Raw genomic sequence first — 21354 nt, forward strand, 5'->3', positions numbered from 1 at the left:
AATTTGCAGCGGCTTTTCGCTTTACTTGGCGGAGTGGACGGGACTCGAACCCGCGACCCCCGGCGTGACAGGCCGGTATTCTAACCGACTGAACTACCACTCCGCGTCGGTGTGACTTTCGCTCTTGCACCTTGCAGTGCTCGAGCCAAGTGCCACAAAACTTGGCGACCCTACGGGGATTCGAACCCCGGTACTCACCGTGAAAGGGTGATGTCCTAGGCCTCTAGACGATAGGGTCAAAAACCTTAGGAACCGTGCCGCCTTTCAGCAGCACCTACCTTCTTCTCTTACTTCTCGACGCCCGGCCCAAATTTCTTTGGTGGAGGTAAGCGGGATCGAACCGCTGACCTCTTGCATGCCATGCAAGCGCTCTCCCAGCTGAGCTATACCCCCTTGGGTGTCGAGCCTCAGATTATAGCTCGAATTTCACGCTCTTTTCAATCGCTCAATAATTTTTTCGCGAGAGAAGTTTGCGAGCACCGCATCGAGTGAAGGCGTTTGGGGTGTACCCATTACCAATACTCTCACCGGCATTGCCAGTGCGGGCATCTTCAAGCCATGTTCCGAGAGGACTTCCTTGATCGCCGAAGCGATTGCTGGTTTGTCCCAAGCAACAGCAGAGAGTTTAACAGCTAAAGAGGCGATTGCCGGCCTCACTGCATCAGAAATATGTTGCGCGCGATCTTCTTCCGATGGCGTGACGTCGGTGTAGTACGCAGCCGCCCAATTGGCGAGCGCAACGGTGGTGTCGCAGCGGTCCTTGAACAAGCCGCAGATCGCAGCGAGGCGCTCATCGGCAACGATGCCGCGCTTGCTCAACTGCTCGGCCACCAGCGGTGCGAGTGCATCGTCGGCCATGGCCTTCAGGTGTTGCGCGTTGACCCAGCGCAGCTTGGTCTCGTCGAACTGCGCGGCGCTGCGGCCCAGGTGATCGAGGTTGAACCACTCGATGAACTGCGCGCGCGAGAAGATCTCGTCGTCGCCGTGGCTCCAGCCCAGGCGCGCCAGGTAGTTGACCATGGCATCGGGCAGGAAGCCGTCGTCGCGGTACTGCGTGACCGGCTTGGCGCCATGGCGCTTGCTCATCTTCTCGCCCTGCTCGTTCAGCACGGTGGGCAGGTGCGCGTACACCGGCGGCTCCTTGCCGAGGGCGCGGAAGATATTGATCTGGCGCGGCGTGTTGTTCACGTGGTCGTCGCCGCGGATCACATGCGTGATGGCCATGTCGATGTCGTCGACCACCACGCAGAAGTTGTAGGTGGGCGTGCCATCGGGCCGCGCGATCACCAGGTCGTCGAGCTCTTCGTTGCTGACTTCGACGCGGCCCTTGACCTTGTCGTCCCAGGCCACCACGCCGCCCTGCGGGTTGCGAAACCGCAGCACCGGCTTCACGCCTTCAGGCACGGGCGGCAGGGTCTTGCCCGGCTCGGGACGCCAGGTGCCGTCGTAACGCGGCTTCTGCTTGGCGGCCATCTGCTTCTCGCGCAGCGCGTCGAGCTCTTCCACGCTCATGTAGCAGGGATAGACCAGGCCTTGCTGCTGCATCTGCGCCAGCACTTCCTTGTAGCGGTCCATGCGCTGCATCTGATAGAACGGACCTTCGTCGTGGTCCAGGCCCAGCCACGCCATGCCCTCGAGGATGACGTCCACGGCCGCCTGCGTCGAGCGCTCGAGGTCCGTGTCTTCGATGCGAAGGATGAAGTCGCCGCCGGTGGAGCGGGCGAAGGCCCACGGGTACAGCGCCGAGCGGATGTTGCCCAGGTGGATGAAGCCCGTCGGCGAGGGCGCGAAGCGGGTACGGGTCTTGGTCGTTGTCGTCGTCATGGAGGTCAGTGGGCCAGGCCGCGCAGGCCTCGAAGAAGGTCGTCCTGGATGTCTTCGTGATGCTCGAGCCCCACGGCCACGCGGATCGTGCCTTGCGTGATGCCGGCGGCCTGCCGCTGCTCTTCGGACAGGCGGCCGTGCGAGGTCGTGGCCGGGTGGCTGATGATGGTCTTGGTGTCACCCAGGTTGGTGGCGATGCTCAGCACGCGGCAGCTGTCGATGACGTGGAACGCCTTGGCACGCTCGGCCTCGATGCTGTCGCCCTTGAGGACGAACGACAGCACGCCACCGCCCAGGCCGCTTTGCTGGCGCATGGCCAGCTCGTGCTGCGGGTGCGACGGCAGGCCCGGATAGAACACGCGCGCCACCTGCGGCTGCGCCTCGAGCCAGCGTGCAATGGTCAATGCGTTCTCGCACTGCGCCTTCACGCGCACGCCCAGCGTTTCCATGCCCTTGAGCACCACCCACGCATTGAAGGGCGACAGCACCATGCCGGCAGTGCGCACGATGGGCGCGAACTTCTCGGTGATGAGCTGCTGGCTGCCGCACAAAGCGCCGGCCATCACGCGGCCCTGCCCGTCCAGGTACTTGGTGCCCGAATGCATCACCAGGTCGGCGCCCAGTTGCGTCGGCTTTTGCAAAATCGGCGTGGCGAAGGCGTTGTCCACCGCCAGCAGCGCACCGGCGGCATGCGCGATCTCGGCCAGGGCCGCGATGTCGCACACCTCGGTGAGCGGATTGGTGGGCGTCTCGGCGAACAGCAGCTTCGTGTTGGGACGTACCGCGGCGCGCCATTCGTCCACGTTGGTCTGCGAGACGAAGGTGGTCTCCACGCCGAACTTGCCGAACTCCTTGCCGAACAGGTTCAGCGTCGAGCCGAACATGGAGCGCGACAGGATGACGTGGTCGCCCGCCTTGAGCAGGCCCATGATCATCATCAGGATGGCGCCCATGCCGCTGGCCGCGCCGATGGCGGCCTCGGTGCCTTCCAGCGCAGCCAGGCGCTTCTCGAAGGCGGTGACGGTGGGGTTGGATGTGCGCGCGTAGGTGTAGCCCTCGCCGCTCGCAAAACGCTGCGCCGACGTGGCGGAATCGGGCTGCACGAAACCGCTGGTGAGGTACAGCGCCTCGGAGTTCTCGCCGTACTGGCTGCGCTCGATCGAGGTGCGAACGGCCAGCGTCTCAGGGCGCAGGCCTTCGGGCAGGGTCTTGTCGGTCATCAGCTTTCACTCAGGTTGGGCAGCGCCAGGCGCGAGGTGTCTTCTTCGGTTTCCTCGATGCGGGGGCGGTTGTTGTTCATGCGCGAGATGGCTTCGGTGTCGATGTCGCCGGTGACGTAGACACCGTCGAAGCACGATGCGTCGAAGCCGTCGAGCTTGCGCTGCGTGCCGGTGGGGCGCGCGGCCTTGGCCACCGCCTGCTTCATCGCCTCCACGTCCTGGTAGATGAGCGCATCGCAGCCGATGAGCTCGCGGATCTCTTCCACCGTGCGGCCGTGCGCCACCAGTTCGCCCTTGGTGGGCATGTCGATGCCGTACACGTTGGGATAGCGCACCGGCGGCGCGGCGCTGGCCATGTACACCTTGCGCGCGCCGGCGTCGCGCGCCATCTGCACGATCTCGCGGCTGGTGGTGCCGCGCACGATGGAGTCGTCCACCAGCAGCACGTTGCGGCCCTTGAATTCGCTGCCGATCACGTTGAGCTTCTGGCGCACCGACTTCTTGCGCACGCCCTGCCCCGGCATGATGAAGGTGCGGCCCACGTAGCGGTTCTTCACGAAGCCCTCGCGGTACGGAATGCCCAGGAGGTGCGCCAGCTGCGTGGCGCTCGGGCGGCTGGATTCGGGGATCGGGATGATCACGTCGATGTCGCTCGGCGGCACGGTGGACACCACCCGCTTGGCCAGCGTCTCGCCCAGGTTCAGGCGGGCCTGGTAGACCGAGATGCCATCCATGGTGGAGTCAGGGCGCGCCAGGTAGACGAACTCGAAGATGCAGGGGTTGAGCGTGGCGCCTTCGGCGCACTGCATCGAATGGACCTGGCCCTGCAGGTCAATGAACACGGCCTCGCCCGGCTCGATGTTGCGCTCGAAGACAAAGCCCGAGCCTTCCAGCGCCACCGACTCGCTGGCCAGCATCACGGTGCCGTCGCTGCTGCGGCCCATGCACAGCGGGCGGATGCCGTACGGGTCGCGGAAGGCCAGCAGGCCATGGCCCGCGATGAGCGAGATGACCGCGTAGGAGCCGCGAATGCGCTTGTGCACCGCGCGCACGGCTTCGAAGACTTCGTTGGGATGCAGGGGCACGCCGCGCGTGGAGCGCTCCAGCTCGTGCGCCAGCACGTTGAGCAGCACTTCGGAGTCGCTCTCGGTGTTGGTGTGGCGGTGGTCGGTGGAGAACAGCTCGGCGCGCAGCGCATGCGCGTTGGTCAGGTTGCCGTTGTGCACCAGCACCAGGCCGAAGGGCGCGTTCACATAGAACGGCTGGGCCTCTTCCTCGCTGTAGGCATTGCCGGCCGTGGGGTAGCGCACCTGGCCCAGGCCGACGTTCCCCGGCAGCGCCCGCATGTTGCGCGTGCGAAACACGTCACGCACCATGCCCTTGGCCTTGTGCATGAAAAACTTGCGCTCCAGCAGGGTGACGATGCCGGCGGCATCCTGCCCGCGGTGCTGCAGAAGCAGCAGCGCGTCATAGAGCAGTTGATTCACTGGGGCGTTGCTGACAACACCGACGATTCCACACATGGGACTTTCCTTTAGGGCAAGAAGCTTGCCAGTTTCTCGGGCAGCGCGGGCTTGGCGCTGTGCAATGTCATTTCTGTGAAGGCGGCGCTGTAGGAGCCGCGCCACCATTCGTTCTCGTTCATCGAAAAGAGATGGACCACCACGGCCGCCACCAGCAGGGTCAGCGCGCCGCGGGCCAGGCCGAACACGGCGCCCAGCGTGCGATCCACCGGCCGCAGGCCCGCGGCCTTGACCAGGGTGCGGATCAGGCTGGCCAACAGGCCCACACCGAATGCCACCGCGATGAAGATCAGGACAAAAGCCGCCGGATAGCGCCAGGCGGCATCGGGCTCGCCCGCCGGCAGCCAGGCGGCCACCGGAGTCGCAAACCACTGCGCCAGCGCGAATGCCGCCACCCAGCCCATGAGCGTGATCACCTCGAACAACAGGCCGCGCCAGATACCGATGAGCATCGAAACCCCGAGCACGGCAACAGCAATCCAATCCAGCGGGGCCACGACCTGGGCACCCGCTACAGCGTCAGCACGGCGGCGGGCAGCGCCAGTTCCTTGACCTTGCCCGCGGCCTTGTCGGCATCGGCGCGCGAAGCGAAGGGGCCCACCCGCACGCGGGTGCGCTCGCCGTCCGATGTCTTGGCCACGTTGGTATAGGTCTTCAGGCCCGCCTTTTCCAGCTTCTGGCGCACTTCGCGCGCCTTGCCTGCGTCGGCGAATGCGCCCACCTGCACCACGAAGCGGCTGCCGCTCTCGGCCGCGGCCGGCTGCGTGGCGCTGCCGCCTTCGAGCAGCGCACGGGCGCGCGCGGCGTCATCGCTGGTGCCGGCCTTGGCCGGTGCCTTGGGTTCGGGCTTGGCTTCGGCCTTCGGCTCGGGCTTGCGTTCCGGCTTGGCCTCTGCCTTGGGTTCGGGCTTGGGCTCAGGCTTCGATTCAGCCTTGGGCTCGGGCTTGGGCTCGGCTTTCGGGGGTGGGCTGACGGGGGCCTGGGCGGCGATCTCGGTGCCGTCGGCGCGCTCGGTGATCACGTGGTCGGCGGAGGAATCCGCCACGCGGCTGCTGCGTTCGGGCTTGGCAGCAGCTTCGGGCTTGGCCTCGGGCGCTGGCGCCACGGGCACCGAGAGCGGCTTGCTCTTGTTGCGGTCCGGAATCTCGATGGGAATGTCGCCGGGCACCGGGCGAGGCTGGGTGTCGAACAGCAGCGGAAAGCCCACCACCCCGATCAGCACCAGCACGGCGGCACCAACCAGGCGATGGCGCGCGCGGCGGCGCATCGACTCCACGCTTTCCGCCGGGGCTGCTGCCGCTGCGGCGCTGCGTGTTTCGTTGCCCTGTTGGCCTGCCGTGCGGAACTTGAAAAACGCCATCTTGAACGTCGATCCTGAAGGTAGCGAGATGTGGAGCCGAAGGCCAAAACTCAAGGGGCCACAAAGCGACGCCTTGGGGCCCCTGGCATATCGGCCCGGCTCTACGGGTCAGGCGTCCGGCAGCAGGTGCTTTGCTTGCAGACGGGGCGTTCCGTGCTCCAGCACACCGCCCACCGTGAAGAACGATCCGAAGACCACGATTCTATCAGCGGGGCCTGCGGCGGCGACTGCGGCGTCCAATGCGGCCTGGGGCGACGAGTGGGTACTTTCGGTGGCGTCCGAGCGGGTGTTCTGCGCGCGCCAGCGGGCCGCCAGGTCGGCGGCGCTGGCCGCGCGCGGCGTGGGCAGGTCGCAGAAGTACCAGCGGTCGATCAGCGGGCCGATGCGCGAGAGGATCGGCGCGAGGTCCTTGTCGGCCATCACGCCGAAAACGCCATGCGTGTTGGGATAGAAGCCCATCGCGTCGAGGTTTTCCGCCAGCGCCGCCACCGCGTGGGCGTTGTGCGCCACGTCCAGCACCAGCGTCGGCTGGCCGGGCACGATCTGGAAGCGCCCCGGCAGCTCGACCATGGCCAGGCCCACGCGCACCGCCTGCGCGGTGATGGGCAACTTCTGCCGCAAAGCTTCGAGCGCCGCCAGCACGCCGGCCGCGTTGATCAATTGGTTGGCGCCGCGCAGCGCCGGATAGGCCAGGCCGCTGTAGCGCCGACCGCGCCCTGCCCAGCCCCATTGCTGCTTGTCGCCCGCCACATTGAAGTCATGCCCGAACTGCCAGAGCTCGGCACCGATTTCCTTGGCCCGGGCCAGCACGCTGGCCGGCGGCACCGGGTCGCTCACGATGACCGGGCGTCCGGTGCGCATGATGCCGGCCTTCTCATAGCCGATCGATTCGCGGTCCGGGCCGAGGAAGTCCATGTGGTCCAGGTCGATGCTGGTGATGACGGCGCAGTCGGCATCGACGATGTTCACCGCGTCCAGCCGGCCGCCCAGCCCCACTTCGAGGATGGCGGCGTCGAGCTTCTGGGCCGCCATGCAGTGCAGGATGGCCAGGGTGGTGAACTCGAAGTAGGTCAGCGGCACATCGCCGCGCGCAGCCTCCACCGCTTCGAAATGCGGCACGAGCACCTGCTCCTGCACCGGCTGGCCCTGCAGGCGCAGCCGTTCCTCGAAATGCACCAGGTGCGGCGAGCTGTAGACGCCGGTGCGGTAGCCGGCGTTCATCAGGATCGATTCGAGCATGGCGCAGGTCGAGCCCTTGCCATTGGTGCCGGCCACGGTGATCACCGGACAGGAAAAAGCCAGGCCCAGGCGCTGCGCCACCTGGCGCACGCGGTCCAGGCCGAGCTCGATGTTCTTGGGATGCTGCCGCTCGGCGTGAGCGAGCCAATCGCGAAGAGTTGCCCCCAGGCTTGTCACGTTGTGTACTTCGCCACCCCCCGAGGGGGCTTTCGCGCCTTCGGGCGGCCGTGCGGCGCTCATATAGGTTTGCATGGAACCTTCGATTGTCGCCGACGGCGGGCGACGGCATGATTCATCGCCATGAGCACCACTGTCTACGGCATCACCAATTGCGACACCGTCAAGCGCGCCCGCGCCTGGCTCACCGATCACGGCATCGACCACACCTTTCACGATTTCAAGAAGCAAGGCGTTCCGCAGGCGGAACTGGACCGCTGGCTGGCCTCGGCCGGCTGGGAGACGCTGGTCAACCGGCGCGGCACCATGTGGCGGCGGCTGGACGACGCCACACGCGAGTCGGTGGTTGACAACGCTTCGGCGCGTCGCGCGTTGATCGAGTACCCGAGCCTCATCAAGCGGCCGGTCGTCCAGTGGCCCGGCCGCAAGGACGCCACCGTCGGCTTCGACCCCGAGGCCTGGGAAGGCCTGGCGGCTGCAAAGGCGAGGTAAAGGACTGAACCCACCGGGCCGCCCCGCCTCCAAGACGCATCCGGAGGCCCGATGCCCAACCGAACAAGGACATTCGAATGACCGACAAGAAGCTTTCTCCATCCACTGCGCTGCTCGGCGCCGCCTTGCTGGGTGCGCTGGCCCTGTTCGGCAGCGCGGCAGCCGGCGCGCAGCAGCATGTGGAAGAGGCCCGCGTGATCTCCAGCACGCCGATCCGCACGCCGGACGGCCTGACCAGCTATTCCGTCACCTACGAATATGCGGGCCGGCAGTACACCACCCGCACCGACGCGCCGCCCGGCGACTACATCCAGCTGCAGCTCTCGCCCATGGGCGTGATGGCGGCCCAGCCCGCACAGCCGTATCAGGACGAGGCCCCGCCGGCCAACTACGGCAATGCCGAGCCGTGGCGCAACGTGAATCCCGAGCCGGGGGTGGTCCTTTCGGGCAACAGCGGCGGCGCCGTGGCGCCCGCCCCGGTCTATGCGGCGCCGCCGGTGGTCTACCCTGCCCCGGCGCCCGTCTATGCCCCGCCCGCCTACGGCTACTACGGCTATCCCTATGCCGCCTACCCGCCCGTGGGCGTCTCGCTCAACTTTGGCTACAGCTCCTACCGGGGCGGCCGCGGCTGGCGCTGAGCGGCGCCCACCTGCGCCCCTAGAATTGCGGGCATGAGCACCCCTACCCCCAACCTGAGCAACGTGAGCGTGGCCACCAAGGCCAATGTGTATTTCGACGGCAAGTGCGTCAGCCACAGCCTGGTGCTGGCCGACGGCACGAAGAAGTCGGTGGGCGTGATCCTGCCCTCCACCCTCACCTTCAACACCGGCGCCCCCGAGATCATGGAAGGCACGGCGGGCAGCTGCGAATACCAGCTGGCCGGCAGCAACGAATGGCTGCGCGCGGGCGCGGGCGAAAAGTTCAGCGTGCCGGGAAACTCGAGCTTCCAGATCCGCGTCACCGGCGAGCCCTACAGCTACATCTGCCACTTTGGCTGATCCGGCCGGCACCAACGAAAAAAGCCACCCCCGGGTGGCTTTTTCATTTGGCGCCTACACCACCACCGGCTCCGGCTCCAGCCGGATGCCGAAGCGCTCGTACACGCTGGTCTGGATGGCCTTGGCCAGCGTCATCACCTCGCCGCCCGTCACCGGGTTCTGGTGGCCGCCGCGGTTGACCAGCACCAGTGCCTGCTTTTCGTACACGCCGGCATTGCCCACCGACTTGCCCTTCCAGCCGCAGGCGTCGATCAGCCAGCCGGCCGCCAGCTTGATGCTGCCGTCGTCCATGGGGTAGTGCACGATCTTCGGGTCGCGCGCGATGATGTCGGCGCACTGCTCGGGCGTGACTGTCGGGTTCTTGAAGAAACTGCCGGCATTGCCGAGAACCCGCCAATCGGGCAGCTTGGCGCGGCGAATGGCGACGATCCAGTCGAAGATCTCCTGCGGGCTGGGCGCGGCATTGCCCGTCTCGGCCATCTTGCGTTCCAGGTCGAGGTAGCCCAGCACCGGCTTCCAGGGCCGCGGCAGCCGAAAGCGCACGCGGGTGATCAGGGCCCGGCCCGCCAGGCCCAGTCCGTTGGGGCCGGTGCTGGTGTGCTTGAACACCGAATCGCGGTAGCCGAATGCACACTGGGCCGCGTCGAGCGTGAATGGCTGGCCGGTCTGCAGGTCGATGCCGTCCAGCGACTCGAAGCGGTCCTGCAGTTCCACGCCGTAGGCACCGATGTTCTGCACCGGCGAGCCGCCCACGGTACCCGGAATGAGCGCCATGTTCTCCAGGCCCGGCAGGCCCTGCGACAGCATCCATTGCACGGTGTCGTGCCAGACCTCGCCGGCGCCGACCTCCACGATCCACGCGCGCTCGGTGGTTTGCAGCAGGCGCCGGCCTTTGATCTCCACCTTCAGCACCAGCGGCTTGACGTCGCCCGTGAGCACGATGTTGCTGCCGCCGCCCAGCACGAACTTGGGCACGTCGCGCCAGGCCGGGTCGGCCAGCACCTCGGCCACGTCGGCCTGGGTGTGCACGCGCACCAGCTGCTGCGCACGCGCCACGATGCCGAAGCTGTTGTAGGGTTGCAGCGGGACGTTTTGCTCCACGATCATGGGAGAATTGTCTCATTCAACAACAGTCGTGCGCCCCTGGAGAGCTTCCCATGCCGTCTTTCGATACCGTCTGCGAACCCAACCTGCCCGAGGTCAAGAACGCCGTCGACAACACCTCCAAGGAGATTGCGACACGCTTCGACTTCAAGGGCACGGCCGCCGCGGTCGAGCTCAAGGACAAGGAAATCACCCTCATCGGCGATGCGGACTTCCAGCTTGTGCAGATCGAGGACATCCTGCGCAACAAGCTCACCAAGCGCAGCGTGGACGTGCGCTTCCTGGACAAGGGCGCGGTACAGAAGATCGGCGGCGACAAGGTCAAGCAGGTGTTCAAGGTCAAGAGCGGCATCGAGGCCGAGCAGGCCAAGAAGATCACCCGCCTCATCAAGGACAGCAAGCTCAAGGTGCAGGCCGCCATCCAGGGCGATGCGGTGCGCATCACCGGCGCCAAGAAGGACGACCTGCAGGCCGCCATGGCCCTCATCCGCAAGGACGTGGCCGACCTGCCGCTGACCTTCAACAACTTCCGCGACTGAAAAAAGCCGATACCACCCGACACGATGCGCCCCCAACGCCCGCTCCTGGCCACCCTCCTCCCGCTGGCCATGGCAGCCGGCCTGGCGCCTTCGTCGGTCTGGGCCGAGTCGGTGATGCTCACCGGCACCATCGGCAACCGCGCCATCCTCATTGTGGACGGCGCCGCGCCGCGCACGGTGGCGGCCGGCGAGAAGCTGGGCAGCGTGAAGGTGGTGTCGGTGCAGGGCGACCAGGCGGTGGTCGAGGTGGGCGGCCAGCGCACCACCCTGCGCATGGACCAGCCGGCGAGCGTGGGCGGCGGCGGTGGCGGCGGCGCCAACGGTTCGCGCATCGTGCTGCCGGCCGGCAGCGGCGGCCACTTCATGACGGCGGGCGCCATCAACGGCCGCTCGGTCAACTTCATGGTCGACACCGGCGCCACGCTGGTGTCCATCTCGGCGGCCGATGCGCTGCGCATCGGGCTCGACTACAAGAAGTCGAGTCCGGTGCAGATCAACACCGCCAATGGCGTGGGCCGGGCCTTTCGGGTGAGGCTCAACACGGTGCGCGTGGGCGACGTCGAGGTCTACGACGTCGATGCTCTCGTGTCCGAGCAGCCCATGCCCTACGTGCTGCTGGGCAACAGCTTCATCAACCGCTTTTCGATGCAGCGCGAGGGCGACCAGATGGTGCTGCAAAAGCGCTACTGAAGCCGGCGCAGGAAAAGCGCCAGGCGGCCGCTACAGCTGGGCGGCGGTCACCACGATCTCGATGCGATAGCCGTCCTTGGCCATGAGCGCCTGCACCGTGGCGCGCGGCGGCGTGTTGCCGACCGGAATCCAGGCGTCCCACACCTCGTTCATCGCACCGATCTCGCTGATGTCCTTCAGGAAGATCTGCGCCATGAGGATGCGCGACTTGTCGCTGCCCGCCTCTTTCAGCAAGCGCTCGACCATGCCCAGCACTTCAGCCGTCTGGCCTTTGATGTCCTTGCTGAGGTCGTCGGGCACCTGGCCGGCCAGGTAGACGGTGCCGTTGTGCACCGCCGTCTCGGACAGGCGCGGGCCCACATGAAAGCGTTGGAGGCTTCCCATGATCAGTTTCCTTTTGCGTTCTCGGGCGCCGGCTTGGATTTGGCGCCCAGCTTGGATTCGGTGCCGGACAGCAGCCGGCGGATGTTCTCGCGATGCCGCCACACCAGCAGCAGGCTCATGATCACCAGGGCCACGAGTGCCACCGCATCCAGCGGCCAGGCGATGCCGCCGCCCAGCAGATAGTAGGCCGGCGCGAAGAAGGCCGCGACCAGCGAAGCCAGCGAGGAATAGCGGAAGAAGATGGCGATGATGAGCCAGGTGACGCCCGTGGCCAGGCCGAGCAGCGGCGCGATGCCCAGCAGCACGCCGGCCGCCGTCGCCACGCCCTTGCCGCCCTGGAAGCGGAAGAACACCGGGTACAGGTGCCCCAGGAATGCGGCCAGCCCCGCCAGCGCCGCAGTGTCCAGGCCCATGCCGTGGGCCGGGCCATAGCGCACGATCAGGAACACGGGCAGCCAGCCCTTGATGGCATCGAGCAGCAGCGTGGCCAGCGCCGCGCCCTTGCGGCCCGAACGCAGCACATTGGTGGCGCCCGGGTTCTTGCTGCCGTAGCTGCGGGGGTCGTCCATGCCCAGCGCCTTGCTCACGATGACCGCAAAGGACAGCGAGCCCAGCAGGTAGGACGCCACGATGGCGATCAGGGACGAGGGTGCAAGAAAGCTCAAGGCGCGCTCCGGGCCGGGTGACAGGAAAGAAGCCGGCTATTCTGCCAGCGCGCACTGCACGGGCTTGGCACCGAGCAGGCGCACGCACACCTGCGGGTCGATGCCCACCAGGTAGCCGCGGCGCCCGCCGTTGATGGCGATGCGCGGCAGCTCGAGGATGCTCGACTCGATGTACACCGGCATCTGGCGCCGCGTGCCGAAGGGCGAGGTGCCGCCCACCAGGTAGCCGCTGTGCCGGTTGGCCACCTCGGGCTTGCAGGGCTCCACCGACTTCGCGCCGATCTGCCGCGCCAGGTTCTTGGTCGACACCGTGCGGTTGCCGTGCATCAGCACGATCAGCGGCTTGGCATCCTGGTCCTGCATGACCAGCGTCTTGACCACCGTGAAGGGGTCGAAGCCCAGCACCTGCGCGCTGTGCTGCGCCCCGCCGTGCTCGAGGTATTCGTAGGGATGCTCGGTGAATTCGACCTGGTGCTGGCGCAGCAGCTGCGTGGCCGGCGTTTCCGAGACGTGCGCCTTCTTGCCCATCGCGATCAGACCGCGGGGTCGCGCATTTCCCAGCGGATCTTGTCGATCTCGGCCATCAACTCCGGCGAGAGGGCGGTGCCCCACGCGTCGAGGTCCTCGTCGAGCTGCGCCACGCTGGTCACGCCGATGATGGTGCTGGCCACGCGCCAATTGGTGTAGCAGAAGGCCAGCGCCATCTGCACGGGCGTCAGGCCATGTTCACGCGCCAGCGCGTTGTAGCGCCGCGCCGCCTTGAGCGCATCGGCACGGCCCCAGCGCTGCCTGCGCACCGACTCGTAGCGGGCGATGCGGCCTTCCTTGGGCGCATCCGGGCCTTCGGTACCGCCCGCGTCGTACTTGCCCGTCAACAGGCCGAAGCCCAGCGGCGAATAGGGAATGGACGAAACGTTCAGCCGGTGCATGGTCTCGTCCAGGCCGTTTTCGATCGTGCGGTTGATGAGGCAGTACGCGTTCTGCACCGTGGCCACGCGCGGCAGGCCGTGCTGCTCGGCCAGGCGGACGAACTCGTGCACGCCATAAGGCGTTTCGTTCGACAGGCCGATGTGCCGCACCTTGCCCGCCTTCACCAGCCCAGCGAAGGCCTCGAGCTGCTCGAGGATCGGCGTGACCGAGCGCTCCTGCTTCGGGTCGTAGACCATGGAGCCGAAGGACGGCACGTGCCGCTCGGGCCAGTGGATCTGGTAGAGGTCGATGACGTCCGTCTGCAGGCGCTTGAGGCTGGCGTTGCACGAGGCCACGATGTCGGCGGCCGTCATGCCGCTGCCTTCGCGCACCCAGGGCATGCCGCGCGAAGGGCCGGCCACCTTGGTCGCCAGCACCACCTTGGCGCGTGCGCCCGGGTTCTTCGCGAACCAGTTGCCGATGATGGTCTCGGTGGCGCCGCAGGTCTCTTGCCGCGCCGGCACCGAGTACATCTCGGCGGTGTCGATGAAGTTGATGCCGCGCTCGAGCGCCCGGTCGAGAACGGCATGGGCCACGGGCTCGCTCACCTGCTCGCCGAAGGTCATGGTGCCCAGGCAGATGGGGGTGACGCGCAGATCGCTCTGGCCGAGAGAAACGTTGGGACTGAAGGAATTCGTCGTCATGACCGGCGATTCTAGGAAGGCGCAACCCGGCGCGCAGGGCTGCTTATGATTGCCCGCATGTACCAGCCACGCCGCCTCAGCCACAGCGAATTCATTCCCTTGCGGGGGCTCGAACACCATGTCCGCATCTGGGGCGACCTGGGCAGCGGGCAGGACCCGATCGTCATGCTGCACGGCTGGATGGACGTCGGCGCCTCGTTCCAGTTCGTGGTCGATGCGCTGACGACCGACCGCCCGGTGATCGCACCCGACTGGCGCGGCTTCGGCCTGACCGATTCGCGCGGTGCCGACAACTTCTGGTTCCCCGACTACCTGGCCGACCTGGACGGCCTGCTCGACCACTACCTGCAAGACCGCCCCGCCGACATCGTGGGCCACAGCATGGGCGGCAACATCTCGATGTTCTATGCCGGCGCCAGGCCGCAGCGCGTGCGGCGCCTGGTCAACCTGGAAGGCTTCGGCATGCCGCGCACGCAGCCCGAGCAGGCACCGGGCCGCTATGCCAAGTGGATGGACGAGCTCAAGTCGCTCCAGCGCGGCGAGCTCGACCTGCAGACCTACCCCGAAGCCGCCGGCGTGGCGCGCCGGCTGATGCGCACCAACCCGCGCCTGCCGCAGGACAAGGCCGACTGGCTGGCAACGCACTGGGCAGCCCCCACCACCCGCGCCGACGGCTCGCCCGCCTGGCGCATCCTGGGCGATGCGGCGCACAAGATCGTCAATGCCAACCTGTACCGGGTGGACGAGGCGCTAGAGCTCAACAAGGCCATCGCGGCCCCGGTCCTGGCCGTGCAAGCGGCAGACGGCGTGCTGCAGACCTGGAAGAAGCGCGGCATCGACGACGACTTCGTCGCACGTCTGCGCGCGGTGCCGCGGCTGGAGTTCGCGCGCATGGAAGATGCGGGCCACATGATGCATCACGACCGGCCCGACGAGGTCGCGCGACTCATCGAGGGTTTCCTGAAAAGAAACTGAATGTTCGTCTGACACAATTCGTGGGAAGAACAACACCAGGGGGCACCCTTTCCCACAATGAAGTCCATCCTTGACCGCCTTCGCGCGGCTGGCCTGCTCTTGGGCCTTTGCGCAACCATGCTTTCGGCACCCGCTTCGGCACAGCAAGCGAGCTCGCCCCCGACTCCCACCGAGGCCGGATGGGAGCTCATGGTCTCACCCTACGTCTACCACTTCAGCAACGACCCGGAGCACAAATACGCCTGGCTGATCGGCCTGGAGCGGCACCGGGCCGACAACTGGCTTTGGGGCGCGGCCTACTTCAGCAATTCGTTCGGCCAGGATTCCGGCACCGCCTACGTGGGCTACATATGGAACAACCTGTTCAACCAGCCGGCCCTCTACCTGAAGGTGGTGGCCGGCATCATGTACGGCTACGTCGCCCCCTACGAAGACAAGGTGCCGCTCAACAGCAACGGCTGGTCCCCGATCATCGTGCCGGCGCTGGGCTGGCGCCTCACGTCCACCGACGCTGTCCAGGTCGAATTGCTGGGCGGCGCTGGCCTCATGTTCTCGTACAACCGCCGCTTCTGAGCCGCCCCTCGGGCCGCCCGAGCGGCCTGCCCTGCCCCGTGCGAAAATGTCAGGTTTCTCCAAGACACCAGGCAGGACACTCACATGGATGCAGAGCAAATCAACCAGATCGGCGCAACCCTGGCGGACCTGAGCCAGCGGACGGTCGATCTCCGGAGGTATCTTTGACGCCGATGCCAAGGCAGAGCGTCTGCGCACGGTCAACGCTGCGCTAGAAGATCCGGCGGTCTGGAACGACCCCAAGAAGGCCCAGGAGCTGGGCAAGGAAAAGAAGGCGCTCGACTCCGTCGTGCTCGTGCTGAACACCATCGGCAGCGAGCTGTCGGACAACACCGAGCTGTACGAGATGTCCCGCGCCGACGAGGACTACGCCGGCCTGCAGGCCATTGCGGACGATGCCGCGCGCATCGCCGAGGAAGTCGAGAAGCTCGAGTTCCGCCGCATGTTCAACAACCCGGCCGATCCGGCCAACGCCTTCCTGGACATCCAGGCCGGCGCTGGCGGCACCGAGGCCTGCGACTGGGCCAGCATGCTGCTGCGCCAGTATCTGCGCTATGCGGAACGCAAGGGCTTCAAGACGCAGATCGAGGACGAGACGCCCGGCGACACGGCCGGCATCAAGAGCGCCACGATCAAGATCGAGGGCGAATATGCCTACGGCCTGCTGCGCACCGAAACCGGCGTGCACCGCCTGGTGCGCAAGTCGCCCTTCGACTCGTCGGGCGGGCGCCACACCAGCTTTGCCAGCGTGTTCGTCTATCCGGAAATCGACGACTCCATCGAGATCGAGATCAACCCGGCCGATGTGCGCACCGACACCTACCGCGCCAGCGGCGCGGGCGGCCAGCACATCAACAAGACCGACTCGGCCGTGCGCCTGACGCACATGCCCACCGGCATCGTGGTGCAGTGCCAGGACAGCCGCAGCCAGCACAGCAACCGCGACGTCGCCTGGCGGCGCCTGCGCTCGCGCCTGTACGACCACGAGATGCGCAAGCGCATGGAAGAGCAGCAAAAGCTCGAAGACACCAAGACCGATGTGGGCTGGGGCCACCAGATCCGCAGCTACGTGCTGGACAACAGCCGCATCAAGGACCTGCGCACCAACGTCGAAATCTCGGCCACGCAGAAGGTGCTGGACGGCGACCTCGACGCCTTCATCGAGGCTTCGCTCAAGCAAGGCGTTTGAGCACAGTACCGCATGAGCACGCCCCCGCAGTCCGTTCAGGCCCTGATCTTCGACATGGACGGCACCATGATCGACTCCATGCCCTGGCACGCCAAGTCCTGGGTGGAGTTCGCGCGCCGGCACGGGCTGGCGATGTCCGCCGAGGAAATCCTCGCGCGCACCACCGGCCGCACCGGCGTGGAGTGCATGCGCGAGGTGTTCGCCAGTCCGCTGGCCGAGTCCGAGTGCGAAGTTCTGGTCGCCGAGAAGGAGTCCATCTACCGCGAACTCTTCGCCCCGGTGTTTGCGGAGGTTGCAGGCTTTCGCAGCTTTGCGCGGGCCGCGCATGCACGGGGCCTGCGCATCGGCGTCGGCACGGCGGGCGACCGCCACAACATCGCCTTCGCCATGGCCAGGCTCGCAATGGAGCCGACGCCCGCAGTCATGGTCGGCGGCGATGAAGGGCTTTCTGGCAAGCCCACACCGGCAATCTTCCTGGAAGTGGCCCGCCGGCTCGGCGTAGCGCCCGAGCGCTGCATCGTGTTCGAGGACGCACCCTTCGGCATCGAGGCCGCGCGCCGCGCCGGCATGCGGGCCGTGGCTGTCTGCAGCACCCATTCCGCTGCCGAACTCGCCGGTGCGCACGTGATCGCGACGGTGCGCGACTACGAAGAACTAGCCACAACGAATTTTCTGGAGACACTCGATGTTGCAACTGCATGATGCACAGGGCCAGGCGGTGGCCATCCGCCGCGAGGACTACACGGCGCCGCCCTACTGGATCGACACGGTCGAGCTGACGTTCGACCTGGACCCGGCCAAGACCCGCGTGCTCAACCGCATGCGCCTGCGCCGCAATGCCGATGTGCCGGCCCAGCCGCTGCGCCTGGACGGCGACGAACTCAACCTGGCCCGCGTGCTGGTCAACGGCCAGGGCGCCTCTTTCCGCATGGAAGGCGAGCAGCTGGTGCTCGACAACCTCCCCGACGACTTCGAGCTGGAAGTGTTCACCACCTGCCAGCCGGCCAAGAACACCAAGCTGATGGGCCTGTTCGTGAGTGAAGACACCTTCTTCACCCAGTGCGAGGCCGAGGGCTTCCGCCGCATCACGTACTTCCTGGACCGGCCGGACGTCATGGCCAGCTACACGGTGCTCATCCGCGCCAGCAAGGCCGACTACCCGGTGCTGCTGTCCAACGGCAACCTGGTGGAGCAAGGCGAGCTGCCCGAAGGCCGTCACTTCGCCAAGTGGGTTGACCCGTTCCGCAAGCCCAGCTACCTGTTCGCGCTGGTGGCCGGCAAGCTGGTGGCGCGCGAGCAGCGCATCCAGGCCCGCAGCGGCAAGGACCACCTGCTGCAGGTGTTCGTGCGCCCCGGCGACCTGGACAAGACCGAGCACGCCATGAACTCGCTGATGCGCTCCATCGTCTGGGACGAGGCTCGCTTCGGCCTGCCGCTGGACCTGGAGCGCTTCATGATCGTCGCCACCAGCGACTTCAACATGGGCGCCATGGAGAACAAGGGCCTGAACATCTTCAACACCAAGTACGTTCTGGCCAACCAGGCCACCGCCACCGATGCCGACTACGGCAACATCGAAAGCGTGGTGGGCCACGAGTACTTCCACAACTGGACCGGCGACCGCGTCACCTGCCGCGACTGGTTCCAGCTTTCGCTGAAGGAGGGCCTGACGGTCTTCCGCGACCAGGAGTTCACGCAGGACCTGTGCGCCGATGCGTCGGCACGCGCGGTCAAGCGCATCGAGGACGTGCGCGTGCTGCGCACCGCGCAGTTCCCGGAAGACGCCGGCCCCATGGCGCACCCGGTGCGGCCCGACAGCTACATCGAGATCAGCAACTTCTACACCGTCACCATCTACGAAAAGGGTGCCGAGGTGGTGCGCATGATGCAGACGCTGGTGGGGCGCGAGGGCTTTGCCCGCGGCATGAAGTTGTACTTCGAGCGCCACGACGGCCAGGCCGTGACCTGCGACGACTTCGCCCAGGCCATTGCCGACGCCAACTCCGACTCCGACCTGGCCCGCCTGCTGCCGCAGTTCAAGCGCTGGTACAGCCAGGCCGGCACGCCGCGCCTGGCGGCGCGCGGCAGCTACAACGCCGAGGAGCGCAGCTACACCCTCCACTTCGAACAAAGCTGCGCCCCCACCCCCGGCCAGTCGGAAAAGCTGCCTTTCGTCATTCCGGTGAACGTGGGGCTGGTCGGCGCCGACGGCCGCGAGCTGGCGGCCACGCAAACGTTGGTCGTGACCCAGGCGGCCGAGAGCTTCACCTTCTCCAACATCGACGCCGAGCCGGTGCCTTCGATCCTGCGCGGCTTCAGCGCGCCGGTGATCCTGGACCACGACTACAGCGACGAGCAGCTGCTGGCCTTGCTGGCGCACGACGCCGACCCCTTCAACCGCTGGGAAGCCGGCCAGCGCCTGGCGCTGCGCGCCGCCATTGCCGCCATCACGGCGCCGCCCGCTGAGGGCGCGGGCAGCGCCTTGAGCGAGGCCTACATCGGCGCCATGCGCAGCCTGCTGCGCGACCCGAAGCTGGACGCTGCTTTCAAGGAACTGGTGCTCACCCTGCCCTCGGAAACCTACATCGCCGAGCAGCTGGACGTGGTCGATCCGCAGCGCGTGCACACGGTGCGCGAAGCCATGCGCGCGCGCATGGCCTCTGCCCTGCAGGCCGAATGGCAACAGGCTTACGAAGAGAACAAGGACACCGGCGCCTACCAGCCCGACCCCACTTCGTCGGGCCGCCGCGCCCTGGCGGGCATGGCCCTGTCCCACCTGTGCCTGGCCGCCCGCGAGTCCGGCGACACCGTGTGGCCCGGCAAGACCCTGCAGCGCTTCAAGGATGCCGGCAACATGACCGACCGCTTCAACGCCCTGCAGGCGCTGGTGTCGTCGGGCCATGCGCTGGCCGCCCAGGCACTGGCGAGCTTCCACGCCATCTTCAAGGACGAAGCGCTGGTCATCGACAAGTGGTTCGCCCTGCAGGCCGGCGCGCCGGACCGCGGAGGCGACATCCTGCCGCTGGTGCGCCAGCTGATGAAGCACCCGGACTTCTCCATCAAGAACCCCAACCGCGCGCGCAGCGTGATCTTCAACTACTGCAACGGCAACCCCGGCGCCTTCCACCGCCCGGACGCGGCCGGCTACGTGTTCTGGAGCGACCGCGTGATGGAGCTGGACGCCATCAACCCGCAGGTGGCGGCCCGCCTGGCGCGCGGCCTGGACCGCTGGAGCAAGCTGGCCGAACCCTACCGCAGCGCGGCGCGCGAGGCCATTGCCCGCGTGGCTGCCAAGCCAGACCTGAGCAAGGACACCCAGGAAGTGGTGACCCGCGCGCTGGGCAACTGACGCCCGATTTGAAAGAAACCAAGCAAGGATTGACGCCCATGGCGCAGAAAATCTCCCTCACCCGATACCTCGTCGAGCAGCAGCGCAGCGACGGATCGATTCCTTCGCAGCTGCGCCTTCTGCTCGAAGTGGTGGCCCGCGCCTGCAAGAGCATCAGCCAGGCCGTCAACAAGGGCGCGCTGGGCGGCGTGCTGGGCTCGGCCGAATCCGAGAACGTGCAGGGCGAAGTGCAGAAGAAGCTGGACATCATCGCCAACGAGGTGCTGATCGAGGCCAACGAATGGGGCGGCCACCTGGCCGCTATGGCCAGCGAGGAAATGGACAGCATCCACCTGGTGCCCAACCGGTACCCGCAGGGCGAGTACCTGCTGCTGTTCGATCCGCTCGACGGCTCGTCGAACATCGACGTGAACGTGAGCATCGGCACCATCTTCAGCGTGCTCAAGAAGCCCGAGAACGGCCACGGCCAGGGCGTGCAGGAATCCGACTTCCTGCAGGCCGGCAACAAGCAGGTGGCGGCCGGCTACTGCATCTACGGCCCGCAGACCACGCTGGTGCTCACGGTGGGCAACGGCGTGGCCATGTTCACGCTGGACCGCGAGCAGGGATCGTTCATCCTCACGCAGGAAGACATCCAGATTCCGGCCGACACCAAGGAATTCGCCATCAACATGAGCAACCAGCGCCACTGGGCCGAACCGGTGCAGCGCTACATCGGCGAATGCCTGGCCGGCAAGGAAGGTCCGCGCGGCAAGGACTTCAACATGCGCTGGATCGCCAGCATGGTGGCCGACGTGCACCGCATCCTGATGCGCGGCGGCGTCTTCATGTACCCCTGGGACAAGCGCGAGCCCGAAAAGGCCGGCAAGCTGCGCCTGATGTACGAAGCCAACCCCATGAGCTGGATCGTGGAGCAGGCCGGCGGCGCCGCCACCAATGGCACCGACCGCATCCTGGACCTGGCGCCCAACAAGCTGCATGAACGCGTGGCTGTGGTGCTGGGATCAAAAAATGAGGTCGAGCGCGTGACGAGCTATCACACCGCGCTATAATCGATGGCTTAGCCGGTGTAGCTCAGTCGGTAGAGCAGCTCATTCGTAATGAGAAGGTCGGGTGTTCGATTCATCTCTCCGGCACCAAGTAAAGCAAGGAAAGCTCGCTATCGATTCGATAGCGAGCTTTTTGCTTTTGGGGTCATGTAGCCACCGGTACAGGTTTTTGCTCCCATAGCCCCACCTTAGAAGTGGCAAAGCATGCTTGACACCCCTTGAGGGGGCCGCCTGAACGGAGCCCCGTGGGCGTGGTCGAGACTCCCAGGGTCGCCCCGCTGCGTGGAAAGGAATTGCTTATCTGCTGGCCCGGCAGCCCCTTCGGGTGCCGAGCCTCTTTTTCGCCTGCTGGCGCCCCCCAACCGGTCAAAAGCAGCCGGTGCCGGCAACC

At 66.6% G+C, this 21354-nt stretch carries 22 protein-coding genes and 4 tRNA genes; 12 read left to right on the plus strand and 14 right to left on the minus strand.

Translation table 11 applies throughout. From position 1 onward, the window contains the following. Nucleotides 1-26: 26 nt before the first annotated feature. The 9 genes from VSO01S_RS16340 to folC all read right to left on the minus strand — a co-directional run bounded on the left by VSO01S_RS16340 (nt 27) and on the right by folC (nt 7343). Nucleotides 27-103, minus strand: a tRNA-Asp gene (locus tag VSO01S_RS16340). A gap of 59 nt (nt 104-162) precedes the next feature. Then, a tRNA-Glu gene (locus VSO01S_RS16345) sits at nt 163-238 on the minus strand. A gap of 79 nt (nt 239-317) precedes the next feature. Next, nucleotides 318-393, minus strand: a tRNA-Ala gene (locus tag VSO01S_RS16350). Between the two features lie 33 nt (nt 394-426). Then, on the minus strand, nt 427-1824 hold the full coding sequence (gltX, locus tag VSO01S_RS16355) for a glutamate--tRNA ligase (RefSeq protein WP_068643872.1): 1398 nt from the start codon (nt 1822-1824) through the stop codon (nt 427-429). Nucleotides 1825-1829: 5 nt separating this feature from the next. Further along, nucleotides 1830-3044, minus strand: a complete 1215-nt coding sequence (locus VSO01S_RS16360; protein ID WP_068643873.1) for an O-succinylhomoserine sulfhydrylase — start codon at nt 3042-3044, stop codon at nt 1830-1832. Beyond that, entirely contained in the window at nt 3044-4567 is a 1524-nt protein-coding gene (gene purF, locus VSO01S_RS16365; RefSeq protein ID WP_068643874.1) for an amidophosphoribosyltransferase, read from the minus strand. Before purF ends, VSO01S_RS16360 begins: the two co-directional genes overlap by 1 nt. 11 nt (nt 4568-4578) lie before the next feature. After that, complete coding sequence (locus VSO01S_RS16370) at nt 4579-5064, minus strand: CvpA family protein (RefSeq protein ID WP_068643875.1); 486 nt, start codon at nt 5062-5064, stop codon at nt 4579-4581. A gap of 14 nt (nt 5065-5078) precedes the next feature. After that, nucleotides 5079-5927, minus strand: a complete 849-nt coding sequence (locus VSO01S_RS16375; RefSeq protein ID WP_068643876.1) for an SPOR domain-containing protein — start codon at nt 5925-5927, stop codon at nt 5079-5081. Nucleotides 5928-6035: 108 nt separating this feature from the next. Further along, a complete protein-coding gene (gene folC / locus VSO01S_RS16380; RefSeq protein ID WP_068643877.1) occupies nt 6036-7343 on the minus strand; it encodes a bifunctional tetrahydrofolate synthase/dihydrofolate synthase in 1308 nt (435 codons plus the stop codon). 123 nt (nt 7344-7466) lie between these two features. Here folC and VSO01S_RS16385 point away from each other — a divergent pair, with 123 nt between their 5' ends. From VSO01S_RS16385 to ppnP, 3 genes are all read left to right on the plus strand, one after another. Beyond that, on the plus strand, nt 7467-7835 hold the full coding sequence (locus VSO01S_RS16385) for an arsenate reductase (protein ID WP_068643878.1): 369 nt from the start codon (nt 7467-7469) through the stop codon (nt 7833-7835). Between the two features lie 77 nt (nt 7836-7912). Then, nucleotides 7913-8473: a hypothetical protein gene (locus tag VSO01S_RS16390; protein WP_068643879.1), complete on the plus strand. Its 561-nt coding sequence runs from the start codon at nt 7913-7915 to the stop codon at nt 8471-8473. 33 nt (nt 8474-8506) lie between these two features. Continuing rightward, nucleotides 8507-8833 carry a pyrimidine/purine nucleoside phosphorylase gene (ppnP, locus tag VSO01S_RS16395; protein ID WP_068643880.1) on the plus strand — a complete coding sequence of 109 codons (327 nt, stop codon included), beginning with the start codon at nt 8507-8509 and terminating at the stop codon, nt 8831-8833. Between the two features lie 54 nt (nt 8834-8887). Here the strand turns inward: ppnP and murB are convergent, their stop codons facing one another. Continuing rightward, nucleotides 8888-9940, minus strand: coding sequence for a UDP-N-acetylmuramate dehydrogenase (murB, locus tag VSO01S_RS16400; protein WP_068643881.1), 1053 nt, complete (start codon nt 9938-9940; stop codon nt 8888-8890). Nucleotides 9941-9990: 50 nt separating this feature from the next. Between murB and VSO01S_RS16405 the strand changes: the two genes are divergently transcribed. Both VSO01S_RS16405 and VSO01S_RS16410 read left to right on the plus strand, forming a co-directional pair. Continuing rightward, on the plus strand, nt 9991-10476 hold the full coding sequence (locus tag VSO01S_RS16405) for a YajQ family cyclic di-GMP-binding protein (protein WP_068643882.1): 486 nt from the start codon (nt 9991-9993) through the stop codon (nt 10474-10476). Nucleotides 10477-10500: 24 nt separating this feature from the next. Then, nucleotides 10501-11166: a TIGR02281 family clan AA aspartic protease gene (locus VSO01S_RS16410; protein ID WP_084241918.1), complete on the plus strand. Its 666-nt coding sequence runs from the start codon at nt 10501-10503 to the stop codon at nt 11164-11166. Between the two features lie 30 nt (nt 11167-11196). Here the strand turns inward: VSO01S_RS16410 and VSO01S_RS16415 are convergent, their stop codons facing one another. The 4 genes from VSO01S_RS16415 to VSO01S_RS16430 are packed head-to-tail and all read right to left on the minus strand — an operon-like array spanning nt 11197 to nt 13828. Beyond that, on the minus strand, nt 11197-11550 hold the full coding sequence (locus tag VSO01S_RS16415; RefSeq protein ID WP_068643883.1) for a RidA family protein: 354 nt from the start codon (nt 11548-11550) through the stop codon (nt 11197-11199). 2 nt (nt 11551-11552) lie between these two features. Further along, nucleotides 11553-12215: a glycerol-3-phosphate 1-O-acyltransferase PlsY gene (gene plsY / locus VSO01S_RS16420; protein ID WP_068643884.1), complete on the minus strand. Its 663-nt coding sequence runs from the start codon at nt 12213-12215 to the stop codon at nt 11553-11555. Between the two features lie 36 nt (nt 12216-12251). Beyond that, nucleotides 12252-12743 (minus strand): aminoacyl-tRNA deacylase, encoded by a 492-nt coding sequence (locus VSO01S_RS16425; RefSeq protein WP_068643885.1) that lies wholly within the window; start codon nt 12741-12743, stop codon nt 12252-12254. 5 nt (nt 12744-12748) lie between these two features. After that, entirely contained in the window at nt 12749-13828 is a 1080-nt protein-coding gene (locus tag VSO01S_RS16430) for an aldo/keto reductase (RefSeq protein WP_068643886.1), read from the minus strand. A 57-nt stretch (nt 13829-13885) separates the two neighbouring features. On the opposite strand from VSO01S_RS16430, the gene VSO01S_RS16435 reads away from it, so the two are divergent. The 7 genes from VSO01S_RS16435 to VSO01S_RS16465 all read left to right on the plus strand — a co-directional run bounded on the left by VSO01S_RS16435 (nt 13886) and on the right by VSO01S_RS16465 (nt 21053). After that, on the plus strand, nt 13886-14803 hold the full coding sequence (locus VSO01S_RS16435) for an alpha/beta fold hydrolase (RefSeq protein WP_068643894.1): 918 nt from the start codon (nt 13886-13888) through the stop codon (nt 14801-14803). 189 nt (nt 14804-14992) lie between these two features. Next, nucleotides 14993-15376, plus strand: a complete 384-nt coding sequence (locus VSO01S_RS16440; RefSeq protein ID WP_068643887.1) for a hypothetical protein — start codon at nt 14993-14995, stop codon at nt 15374-15376. A gap of 84 nt (nt 15377-15460) precedes the next feature. Further along, a protein-coding gene (prfB, locus tag VSO01S_RS16445) for a peptide chain release factor 2 (RefSeq protein ID WP_153305285.1) occupies nt 15461-16565 on the plus strand; the annotation gives its coding sequence in 2 pieces (ribosomal slippage) (nt 15461-15541 and nt 15543-16565; 1104 coding nt in all). Nucleotides 16566-16577: 12 nt separating this feature from the next. Next, nucleotides 16578-17267, plus strand: coding sequence for an HAD family hydrolase (locus VSO01S_RS16450; protein WP_068643888.1), 690 nt, complete (start codon nt 16578-16580; stop codon nt 17265-17267). Beyond that, nucleotides 17251-19914, plus strand: coding sequence for an aminopeptidase N (gene pepN, locus VSO01S_RS16455; RefSeq protein WP_068643889.1), 2664 nt, complete (start codon nt 17251-17253; stop codon nt 19912-19914). The genes VSO01S_RS16450 and pepN overlap by 17 nt, the downstream gene beginning before the upstream one ends. Nucleotides 19915-19952: 38 nt before the next feature. Continuing rightward, entirely contained in the window at nt 19953-20966 is a 1014-nt protein-coding gene (locus tag VSO01S_RS16460) for a class 1 fructose-bisphosphatase (RefSeq protein WP_068643890.1), read from the plus strand. Between the two features lie 11 nt (nt 20967-20977). After that, nucleotides 20978-21053, plus strand: a tRNA-Thr gene (locus tag VSO01S_RS16465). The last annotated feature ends 301 nt before the right edge of the window (nt 21054-21354 follow it).

The sequence above is a fragment of the Variovorax soli NBRC 106424 genome (genome assembly GCF_001591385.1).
Taxonomy (GTDB): domain Bacteria; phylum Pseudomonadota; class Gammaproteobacteria; order Burkholderiales; family Burkholderiaceae_C; genus Variovorax; species Variovorax soli.

Excerpts from the sequence above, each read along its gene's own strand:
- gltX (WP_068643872.1), bottom strand. The coding sequence starts at position 1,824 with ATGACGACGACAACGACCAAGACCCGTACCCGCTTCGCGCCCTCGCCG.
- VSO01S_RS16360 (WP_068643873.1), bottom strand. The coding sequence starts at position 3,044 with ATGACCGACAAGACCCTGCCCGAAGGCCTGCGCCCTGAGACGCTGGCC.
- purF (WP_068643874.1), bottom strand. The coding sequence starts at position 4,567 with ATGTGTGGAATCGTCGGTGTTGTCAGCAACGCCCCAGTGAATCAACTG.
- VSO01S_RS16375 (WP_068643876.1), bottom strand. The coding sequence starts at position 5,927 with ATGGCGTTTTTCAAGTTCCGCACGGCAGGCCAACAGGGCAACGAAACA.
- VSO01S_RS16385 (WP_068643878.1), top strand. The coding sequence starts at position 7,467 with ATGAGCACCACTGTCTACGGCATCACCAATTGCGACACCGTCAAGCGC.
- VSO01S_RS16390 (WP_068643879.1), top strand. The coding sequence starts at position 7,913 with ATGACCGACAAGAAGCTTTCTCCATCCACTGCGCTGCTCGGCGCCGCC.
- ppnP (WP_068643880.1), top strand. The coding sequence starts at position 8,507 with ATGAGCACCCCTACCCCCAACCTGAGCAACGTGAGCGTGGCCACCAAG.
- murB (WP_068643881.1), bottom strand. The coding sequence starts at position 9,940 with ATGATCGTGGAGCAAAACGTCCCGCTGCAACCCTACAACAGCTTCGGC.
- VSO01S_RS16405 (WP_068643882.1), top strand. The coding sequence starts at position 9,991 with ATGCCGTCTTTCGATACCGTCTGCGAACCCAACCTGCCCGAGGTCAAG.
- VSO01S_RS16410 (WP_084241918.1), top strand. The coding sequence starts at position 10,501 with ATGCGCCCCCAACGCCCGCTCCTGGCCACCCTCCTCCCGCTGGCCATG.
- VSO01S_RS16415 (WP_068643883.1), bottom strand. The coding sequence starts at position 11,550 with ATGGGAAGCCTCCAACGCTTTCATGTGGGCCCGCGCCTGTCCGAGACG.
- VSO01S_RS16425 (WP_068643885.1), bottom strand. The coding sequence starts at position 12,743 with ATGGGCAAGAAGGCGCACGTCTCGGAAACGCCGGCCACGCAGCTGCTG.
- VSO01S_RS16430 (WP_068643886.1), bottom strand. The coding sequence starts at position 13,828 with ATGACGACGAATTCCTTCAGTCCCAACGTTTCTCTCGGCCAGAGCGAT.
- VSO01S_RS16435 (WP_068643894.1), top strand. The coding sequence starts at position 13,886 with ATGTACCAGCCACGCCGCCTCAGCCACAGCGAATTCATTCCCTTGCGG.
- VSO01S_RS16440 (WP_068643887.1), top strand. The coding sequence starts at position 14,993 with ATGGTCTCACCCTACGTCTACCACTTCAGCAACGACCCGGAGCACAAA.
- VSO01S_RS16450 (WP_068643888.1), top strand. The coding sequence starts at position 16,578 with ATGAGCACGCCCCCGCAGTCCGTTCAGGCCCTGATCTTCGACATGGAC.
- pepN (WP_068643889.1), top strand. The coding sequence starts at position 17,251 with ATGTTGCAACTGCATGATGCACAGGGCCAGGCGGTGGCCATCCGCCGC.
- VSO01S_RS16460 (WP_068643890.1), top strand. The coding sequence starts at position 19,953 with ATGGCGCAGAAAATCTCCCTCACCCGATACCTCGTCGAGCAGCAGCGC.